Here is an 8,131-nt window from a genome sequence, read left to right on the forward strand (position 1 = left end):
GGTTAGTAGCATATTTCTTGAAATTACTCTTTTTTTTGTAGAAATTTCGTCGCTTAGTTATTAAATCCCATCAAATGCATTTAGCGTGTGAGTTTTCTTATTGGTTACAGTGGATTAAAGATCAGAAAAAATAGTAAGTAAACGATATCGTTTAAATAAACAAAAGTAAAATGTTCAAACAAATCATATGTATGTTTTAATAAAACCTAGTTGACTTATCGGAAATATTTGTATAATATGTACTTAATTCCATAACGTATTGCTGATTGGAGAAACCAAAGGCATTTTATCAACAGATAAAATGCCTTTGGTTTTTTTATTGCACAAATACTGAATCTGTTCATTTATATGAATCATTTTAAGGAGGGGAAGAAATGACTGTTTCAATTGATGGGGTATCAAAATATTTTTTAAAACAAACTGGTACGGTTCAAGTGCTAGAGAATATTAATTTTCAATTAGAGAAAGGGGATTTTGTTACAGTAATTGGTCCGAGTGGGTGCGGAAAAAGTACATTACTAAAAATTGTTGCAGGTCTAGATAATGATTTTGAAGGTGAAGTTGTTATTGACGGGGAGCCTATCTTAAAAACGAGCAAGAAACAAGGTTTTATTTTTCAAGAACATAGGCTTTTTCCATGGTTAACAGTTGAAGAAAATATAGCGGCAGATTTATCGTTAAAAGATAAGTATGTGAAAGATAAGGTAAGAGAATGGGTTGAAATCGTTCGGTTAGATGGCTTTGAAAAATCGTATCCGAAAGAAATTTCAGGCGGGATGTCACAACGTGTTGCGATAGCGAGAGCGTTATTAAGAGATCCAAATGTATTATTACTTGATGAACCTTTTGGAGCGCTGGATGCTTTTACTCGAAGTCATTTACAAGAAGTATTGCTAAATATTTGGGAGCAGAAGAAAACAACAATGATATTCGTTACACATGATATAGACGAAGCGATATATCTTTCAAACCGAATCATCATTATGAGTGCAAAACCAGGGGAAATACATAAAGTGATTGAAAATAATTTGCCTTATCCGCGAAATAAAACTTCTCAATCGTTCCAACAACTTCGAACGAAAGTATTACAGCAGTTTGAATATGGAGGGTTGATTCAAACAAGTATATAGGAAAAGAGTGATTTTATATGTATAAAAAATTAAAAATTCTTTCTTTTGCTTTAGCTATATCAGTATGTTTGTTAGGATGTGAAAAAAGTACAGCAAGTAGTAAGAAAGAAGATGTAACAATACAAATTGGTATACAACAAGGATTAAGCCCGCTATTACTAGCAAAGAAAAAGGGGTGGTTTGAAGAGGAGTTTAAAAAAGAAGGAGTTAAAGTGAAATGGACAGAGTTCCAAAGTGGACCTCCTTATTTTGAAGCAATCGCATCAAACCGATTAGACTTTGGTGAAGTAGGGAATTCTCCAGTCATTTCAGCGCAAGCAGCAGGTATTGGATTTACCGAAATCGCCAATACAAGTTATGCGAGAAAAGGAACTGGAATTCTCGTTCAAAAAGATAGCAAAATTGCGAGTGTAAAAGAGTTGAAAGGTAAAAAAATTGCAGTAGCAAAAGGAAGTAGTGCCTTTAATTTATTATATCGAGCACTTGATAAAGAAGGTATTGATGCAAAAGATGTAAATGTCATTCAATTACAACCAGATGAAGCGCAGCCTGCATTCGAATCAGGATCAGTAGATGCATGGGCGATTTGGGACCCTTTCATATCATTACATACGTTAAATAAAGGTGCGAAGGTGATTGCAGACGGTGAAACATTAAATGTCTCTTCACCAGAATTTTTAATTACGAGGACAAAATTTGCGAAAGAACATCCAGAATTAGTTGAGAAATTCCTCAAAGTTTATGAGAAAGCACGTGTATGGCAAGATGCTAACTTAGATGAAGCAATAAAAGTATACACTTCTGTAAAAAAGATAGATGCAGAGATTGTAAAAGAAGTGTTTAATCACGACAAACCAATTTTAGTTCCGGTAACTAAGGAAATAATAGCAGAACAACAAAAGACTGCGGATTTTCAATATAAGCTCGGTTCTATAAAGAAAGAAATTAAGACGGAAAAAGTTGTAGATAATTCTTTCGTAGAAAAAGCATTGAAAACGAAGTGAAAAGAGGTTTTGTAAAGTGGAAAATACGAAAGCTGTTATGAAACCAGCGAGTATAACGATTAAGAAAAATGGCATAAAGAAGGTACGAAAGTTAAATGTAAAAGTTTTAGTAAGGGCGATTACTATACCGGTTATTATATTAATAATTTGGCAGTTGGCTGGCGTATTCGGTCTTGTTTCTAAAACAGTTTTACCAACACCATTAGATATTTTTCTAGCTTTCCAAGAGCTTATTAAAACAGGAGAGTTATTCGGCCATTTAAGTATTAGTGTATTCAGGGCTGCGGCTGGTTTCTTTATTGGTGGGGGCTTAGGAATCATTTTAGGAACGATTGTTGGATTTTCAACGAGAAGTGAGCAATATTTAGACCCATCTGTGCAAATGTTAAGAACTGTACCTCATTTAGCTGTTGCGCCGCTTTTCGTATTATGGTTCGGTTTTGGTGAAACATCAAAAGTGTTATTAATTGCAGATGGTGCATTTTTTCCTTTATACGTAAACGCATTTTTAGGTATTAGAGGTGTGGATTCAAAGTTATTTGATGTTGCGAGAGTGTTAGAGTTTAGTAAAAGAAAATTAATCACGAAACTAATTTTACCAGCTGCATTGCCTAACCTTTTACTAGGAGCAAGGTTATCGTTAGGTGTTGCATGGGTGAGTTTAGTAGTAGCAGAACTTATGGGGTCTACAGAAGGTATTGGCTATATGATTATGGATGCAAGGCAATTTTCAAATACAGATATCGTATTTGTCGGCATAATTATATTTGCATTTGTTGGGAAGTTTTCTGACTCTCTAGTACGTTTACTAGAAGTGAAGTTTTTAAGATGGCGAGATAACTTTAAAGGTGAGACAGGGAATTAACATATAAATTATTAGGGGTAATTTATATAGAATGTGTTAGTATACGATTCAAAATAAATAAGGGGTGTGTACAGGTATGGAATTATTATGGTTTATTCCGGCTTATGGAGATGGTCGATATTTAGGAACGACAAAACGAGGAAGAGCAGCTGAATATGGTTATTATAAGCAAGTTGCTGCGGCAGCTGATTATTTAGGATATACGGGTGTTTTACTTCCAACTGGTCAAGGATGTGAAGACCCTTGGGTGTTAGCTTCAGCTCTTGCTGCTGAAACAGAAAAACTAAAATTTTTAGTAGCAGTGAGACCAGGACTAATGTCCCCTACAGTTGCAGCGAGGATGGCATCTACATTTGATAGAATTTCACATGGGAGGCTGCTTATTAATGTAGTAGCTGGAGGAGATCCAGTTGAACTACAAGGAGATGGATTATATCTTGATCATGATGAAAGATATGAAGCAGCGGATGAATTTTTAAAAGTTTGGAAATCGACATTGCAAGGTGAAATGATCTCTTTAGAAGGAAAACATATTAAAGTTACAGATAGTAAAGTTGTCTTCCCACCAGTTCAAACACCATATCCTCCTATATATTTTGGAGGATCGTCAGCTGCTGGAAAAGAAGTAGCAGCTGAACATAGTGATGTATATTTAACGTGGGGAGAGCCGCCAGAGCAAGTGAAAGAGAAAATAGAAGAAGTAAGAAAACTTGCAGAAGAGAAGGGGCGTACAGTGCGATTTGGCATTAGATTACACGTAATTGTAAGAGAAACAGAAGAAGAAGCATGGGAAGAGGCAGAACGTTTAATTCAATATGTGGATAATGAAACAATTGAGCTTGCTCAAAAGACATTTGCAAGATATGATTCAGTTGGTCAAAAACGGATGACCCATTTAAATAAAGGTACGAGAGAGTCGTTAGAGATAAGCCCTAATTTATGGGCTGGAATCGGACTTGTAAGAGGTGGGGCAGGTACTGCACTTGTAGGCGATCCGCATACAGTAGCAGAAAGGATAAAAGAATATGAATCGTTAGGAATTGATACGTTTGTTTTATCAGGATATCCGCATTTAGAAGAAGCGTATGAAGTGGCAGAATTGTTATTCCCATTATTGAAAGACGAGAAGAAAGAAGAAAATAAAATTGTTGGTGAAATGATTGCTGATGCATATGCATTAAAAAAATAGTGAGAAATAAAGTTTCACTTATTTATTGCTTCATTTTGTTTACTGCCTGTTAACACGAGATAAAAAACCCGCAAGTTATTCGCTTGCGGGTTTTCATCGTAAATTATTAGAAAATATGGTAAAATTAAAGGGTAACTTAAGGTGCGGTTGGTTGTTCAATTATCACTTCTCCGAGTAGGAGGGGGGTGATAATACGTGAGTGAAATAGCGTTGCTACTGCAGGGTGGACTGTTTCTCGTTGCATTGTTAACGTTCGTCGTCGTTTTAATAGACAAGCTCAAAAAATAACAACCCACCTATGCCTATAGAATGTGGGTTGTTTTGTTTGTAAGAAACAAATAGGATAAATGAACAATCCAATCTGCTAAGTTACGTGGACTAGTGTGTAGCCGCACACTAGTCTTTTTTATTTATATACAATTTATAATTGGTTTATGTGATTGTATTGTTCTTTTCATACTCATTATAACACAGTGTCTTTTCATCAAGAAAGGAGACCGTATGTTCTGGTCTCTGTTATATAGTAGGTGCTTTTTCTTTAAACAGCCCATCCATATACTGTTTTAAACTTTGGACATAAAATTTTTGTGTATTCACATTATTTACACCGACAATGGGTGATGGAAGGTCAAATCTTTTTTCTGATAAATGAACGACAACATCAAAAATGTCAAACAAACGAATGAAGCAAAACAGACCGTCTTTATCGCTAAGTAAAATAAAGTAATGATTTTCACTACTTGTATTTAGCGTATTCCATAAAGAACTTTTGCTTAAATCACGTACAATGCTTTTTTCTTTTAGTTCCACGAAATCTGCATTTGAGAGAATGGTAGAGATATCAATCGCATCTTGATCTTCAAAGTAGCCATCAACTGTTTGTACAGCGAATGTATAAGCCATTTTTAATATACTCATTTTATATTTACGGTTATCCAATAGCAATTCACGTTGAATAGAACTGGCTACTTTCGTTACACGTTCCTCTTTCCAAATTTCATTATGTAAGGAAATATCGTGCTTTTTACATAGTTTCATAATTAATGCATTAGAATAAAGAATTTCGTCGCTTACTTCGACAACATCAGTCTCAGCAGCCGCAAGTTCCTCACCGTGCTCATTCGTATAGAGTGGGGAATCAATTTGTCTTTTCATTTGTTCAATCTTAAATTGACTCAATTTATGCCTAATTAAAGGACGATCAATATTTGTTGTCATTTGTTCATGACAAGTATCACAAATTGAGTTTGTGAAATAATATCCACATAATATTTCTGGAATGACATATTGTTCACTAAGTTCTTTCGTATCTTTTCTGCAAATGATGCATTGTGTCATTTTTATCACCTTTACCTGCAAATTTGTATGTAATCTCATTGTAGTGTATTTATTGGTATTTTGGAATATTGTAAAGGAAAATATTATGTGAAATTCATACTTATTTTGGTACAATGAAGAGAAGTGCTAGTTTAAAGGAGGCCATTTTTTTGAAATCAAAAGTGCACTTTTGGACATTAGAAGTGCTAATGGTTGTAGGAATCATATTTATTTGCACAAAAATATCATTTTTATTTCAACCGATTGGTATCTTCATATCAACATTATTTTTCCCAATCTTAATCGCGCTTTTTTTATACTTCATATTTAATCCTGTATTAATCTTTTTGGAGAATAAAAAAGTACCTAGAAATTTAGCGATATTGCTGTTATATCTTTTTATCATAACATTAACTGCGGTTGGCGTTGGAGTAGTTGTTCCTACGATTTCACAACAGCTAATGGACTTGGTTAAAAATATGCCAGGCTACATAAAAGAGGGAAAAGTATACATACAAGAATTATCACATCATAGGTTGTTTGAATGGTTATCTACACAAAACTACGTTTCCATTGAAACAATTGAAAAAAATGCGATTGAATACTTAAAAGATATACCAAATACAATTACGTCGAGTGCAACGGCTTTATTTGGTATTATCACGAACGTTGCATTAGTTGTATTTACTGTACCGTTCATTTTATTTTACATGTTTAAAGATGGACATGCCTTTCCAGGGAAAGCGGTAAGTTTATTACCAGAGTCTTACCGTGAAGAGGGGCTTCGTATCATTAAGGAAACGAACGAAACATTATCTGCATATATTCAAGGGCAAGCGCTCGTTTGTATATTTGTAGGTGCGTTTACTTTTATCGGTTATTTAATTATCGATTTACCGTACGCTTTCGTTTTAGGGATTATCGCAGCATTTACAAACATCATTCCTAACTTAGGTCCATTTATCGGAGCAGCACCAGCTGTTATTGTAGGACTGTTCGTATCTCCGATGCAAGCCTTATACGTAATTATTATCGTAACAATTGTACAACAGTTTGAAAGTAATATTATTTCACCACGTATTATGAGCTCGAAATTAAACATCCACCCATTAACAATTATTATCCTAATTTTAGGGGTAGGTAACTTTGCTGGAATCATCGGAATGATTTTAGCAGTACCAGTTTATGCAGTAACAAAAACAGTTGTTTCGAACTTAGTGAGATTGTTTAAGACGAAGAGAAGTAATCGGAAATAGTAAAACCTGAGAAAGATACACCTCTTTTTAAGTGGTGTATCTTTTGTTTATAAAAAATAATTAAAAGCGGGTTGATTTGATTTTATTATATATTTTTTATACATCAAATTCAGTGATGAACTTGTGTGATATAAGCTCTATAAAACTATGTGGAATCCCTCTGAACTATCCAAATCATTTCCTTACAGCGTGCTATCATCATAATCGACTCCTTTCAATTCTATATAGTTAAACGATTAAAGGTGAGTGTAGTACTTGCTTCTACGATCTCGAATTTCATCAATAACTTGTTTATATTGTCTTTCTTGTTTTAATTCATTTTGAGATATTGTTTCTTTTTGAATCGTAATCGTTAAAAAGAATAGGTAAAACTTCATATGTGAATTCCTCCTTTCGAATTGGAATTACAGATGACTACAGTAATGACTTTGTCTTTCTTTTACAGAATCCATAGCCTGATTAATTTGTCGCTCATGAAGCATTTCAGACTCGGAAAATTTATTTTTTTGAATGGTAATGGTTAAAAAGAATACTTTAAATTTCATGAATATATTACCCCTTTATAAGTGTTTTAGAAAAGACGAGTGTAATAAGAAGATTGGCGTTCTTTTACTTCGTCCATAATATTTTGGATGTGTTGCTCACGTAAAATCTCTTTCTGTGAAAGTTTACGTTTTTGAATGGTGATTGTTAAAAAGAATGCTTTAAATTTCATGAATATATTACCTCTTTAAAATATATTTTTAATACATTTGAGTGTAGTATGAACTTTTAATGTCAGTTATTTTATCAGTCAGTTGTTTTAACTGTTGTTTACGATTAATTTCAGTTTCAGATAAAGTATTTTTTTGAAGTACAGTCGTAAAAAAGAAAATATGAAAAGTCATAAATGAATTCCTCCTTTCGAAAAGGAATTACATGTGATCACAGTAAAGTGCTTGGCGCTCCTTAACATCATTCATAGCTTTTTCAATTTGCTCATTATGAAGAATTTCATCTTTGGAAATTGTATTTCTTTGAATCGTAATACTTAAAAACAATACGCTAATAGTCATTGAATGTTGCTCCTTTCTTAGAAAAATAATGTAAGAGACTAAAAAATCGCGCAAAAAAACCACAGGAAGATACAGTTCTCCTATGGCTGGGCGTGAAAAAGCCACAGGAAAGTATACGGCCTCCTGTGGCGAATTTATGAATTAAATGAAATAAAGTACGATTTTCAATTCTCCATTAGGGTGGTCGAATTCATATTTAATTGTCCAGAAAACACAGGTGCAGTTAACGCTAAAGTTAATGCATGTAATTGTAATTTCATCATTTCCTTCGACCTCCTTTTAGAATTTTTTTCTTACGTTAGTAAGTATATACAA

12 protein-coding genes are annotated in these 8,131 nt (G+C 33.7%); 6 read left to right on the plus strand and 6 right to left on the minus strand.

Annotated features, from left to right (window positions below):
• Positions 1 to 374: 374 nt before the first annotated feature.
• The 5 genes from GBN78_RS27205 to GBN78_RS30775 all read left to right on the plus strand — a co-directional run bounded on the left by GBN78_RS27205 (position 375) and on the right by GBN78_RS30775 (position 4,476).
• Positions 375 to 1,130: an ABC transporter ATP-binding protein gene (locus GBN78_RS27205; RefSeq protein ID WP_098299697.1), complete on the plus strand. Its 756-nt coding sequence runs from the start codon at positions 375 to 377 to the stop codon at positions 1,128 to 1,130.
• 17 nt (positions 1,131 to 1,147) lie between these two features.
• The gene (locus tag GBN78_RS27210; RefSeq protein ID WP_098299698.1) at positions 1,148 to 2,134 is read left to right on the plus strand and encodes an aliphatic sulfonate ABC transporter substrate-binding protein; all 987 of its coding nucleotides are present in this window, start codon (positions 1,148 to 1,150) and stop codon (positions 2,132 to 2,134) included.
• 16 nt (positions 2,135 to 2,150) lie between these two features.
• A complete protein-coding gene (locus GBN78_RS27215) occupies positions 2,151 to 2,999 on the plus strand; it encodes an ABC transporter permease (RefSeq protein WP_000432134.1) in 849 nt (282 codons plus the stop codon).
• A gap of 76 nt (positions 3,000 to 3,075) precedes the next feature.
• A complete protein-coding gene (ssuD, locus tag GBN78_RS27220; RefSeq protein ID WP_098299700.1) occupies positions 3,076 to 4,188 on the plus strand; it encodes an FMNH2-dependent alkanesulfonate monooxygenase in 1,113 nt (370 codons plus the stop codon).
• Between the two features lie 195 nt (positions 4,189 to 4,383).
• Positions 4,384 to 4,476 (plus strand): putative holin-like toxin, encoded by a 93-nt coding sequence (locus GBN78_RS30775; RefSeq protein WP_001289320.1) that lies wholly within the window; start codon positions 4,384 to 4,386, stop codon positions 4,474 to 4,476.
• A 228-nt stretch (positions 4,477 to 4,704) separates the two neighbouring features.
• Here the strand turns inward: GBN78_RS30775 and GBN78_RS27225 are convergent, their stop codons facing one another.
• A complete protein-coding gene (locus GBN78_RS27225) occupies positions 4,705 to 5,526 on the minus strand; it encodes an HNH endonuclease (protein WP_000189710.1) in 822 nt (273 codons plus the stop codon).
• Between the two features lie 149 nt (positions 5,527 to 5,675).
• Between GBN78_RS27225 and GBN78_RS27230 the strand changes: the two genes are divergently transcribed.
• Positions 5,676 to 6,761: an AI-2E family transporter gene (locus tag GBN78_RS27230; protein WP_000837892.1), complete on the plus strand. Its 1,086-nt coding sequence runs from the start codon at positions 5,676 to 5,678 to the stop codon at positions 6,759 to 6,761.
• A 236-nt stretch (positions 6,762 to 6,997) separates the two neighbouring features.
• Here the strand turns inward: GBN78_RS27230 and GBN78_RS27235 are convergent, their stop codons facing one another.
• The 5 genes from GBN78_RS27235 to GBN78_RS27255 are packed head-to-tail and all read right to left on the minus strand — an operon-like array spanning position 6,998 to position 7,816.
• Positions 6,998 to 7,138 carry a YrzI family small protein gene (locus GBN78_RS27235; protein ID WP_098299701.1) on the minus strand — a complete coding sequence of 47 codons (141 nt, stop codon included), beginning with the start codon at positions 7,136 to 7,138 and terminating at the stop codon, positions 6,998 to 7,000.
• 27 nt (positions 7,139 to 7,165) lie between these two features.
• Entirely contained in the window at positions 7,166 to 7,306 is a 141-nt protein-coding gene (locus tag GBN78_RS27240; RefSeq protein ID WP_000669805.1) for a YrzI family small protein, read from the minus strand.
• Between the two features lie 26 nt (positions 7,307 to 7,332).
• The gene (locus GBN78_RS27245) at positions 7,333 to 7,476 is read right to left on the minus strand and encodes a YrzI family small protein (RefSeq protein WP_000668963.1); all 144 of its coding nucleotides are present in this window, start codon (positions 7,474 to 7,476) and stop codon (positions 7,333 to 7,335) included.
• A gap of 28 nt (positions 7,477 to 7,504) precedes the next feature.
• Positions 7,505 to 7,648 (minus strand): YrzI family small protein, encoded by a 144-nt coding sequence (locus GBN78_RS27250; RefSeq protein WP_000142729.1) that lies wholly within the window; start codon positions 7,646 to 7,648, stop codon positions 7,505 to 7,507.
• A gap of 27 nt (positions 7,649 to 7,675) precedes the next feature.
• Complete coding sequence (locus tag GBN78_RS27255; protein WP_000156194.1) at positions 7,676 to 7,816, minus strand: YrzI family small protein; 141 nt, start codon at positions 7,814 to 7,816, stop codon at positions 7,676 to 7,678.
• Positions 7,817 to 8,131: the final 315 nt, after the last annotated feature.

Source organism: Bacillus sp. B2-WWTP-C-10-Post-4 (genome assembly GCF_009183805.1).
In the GTDB taxonomy this organism is placed as follows: Bacteria; Bacillota; Bacilli; order Bacillales; family Bacillaceae_G; genus Bacillus_A; species Bacillus_A cereus.

Bases quoted from the DNA above. Each gene is read 5' to 3' on its own strand.
- GBN78_RS27245 (WP_000668963.1), bottom strand. From the start codon at position 7,476: ATGAAATTTAAAGCATTCTTTTTAACAATCACCATTCAAAAACGTAAA.
- GBN78_RS27210 (WP_098299698.1), top strand. From the start codon at position 1,148: ATGTATAAAAAATTAAAAATTCTTTCTTTTGCTTTAGCTATATCAGTA.
- ssuD (WP_098299700.1), top strand. From the start codon at position 3,076: ATGGAATTATTATGGTTTATTCCGGCTTATGGAGATGGTCGATATTTA.
- GBN78_RS27205 (WP_098299697.1), top strand. From the start codon at position 375: ATGACTGTTTCAATTGATGGGGTATCAAAATATTTTTTAAAACAAACT.
- GBN78_RS27235 (WP_098299701.1), bottom strand. From the start codon at position 7,138: ATGAAGTTTTACCTATTCTTTTTAACGATTACGATTCAAAAAGAAACA.
- GBN78_RS27255 (WP_000156194.1), bottom strand. From the start codon at position 7,816: ATGACTATTAGCGTATTGTTTTTAAGTATTACGATTCAAAGAAATACA.
- GBN78_RS27240 (WP_000669805.1), bottom strand. From the start codon at position 7,306: ATGAAATTTAAAGTATTCTTTTTAACCATTACCATTCAAAAAAATAAA.
- GBN78_RS27225 (WP_000189710.1), bottom strand. From the start codon at position 5,526: ATGACACAATGCATCATTTGCAGAAAAGATACGAAAGAACTTAGTGAA.
- GBN78_RS27250 (WP_000142729.1), bottom strand. From the start codon at position 7,648: ATGACTTTTCATATTTTCTTTTTTACGACTGTACTTCAAAAAAATACT.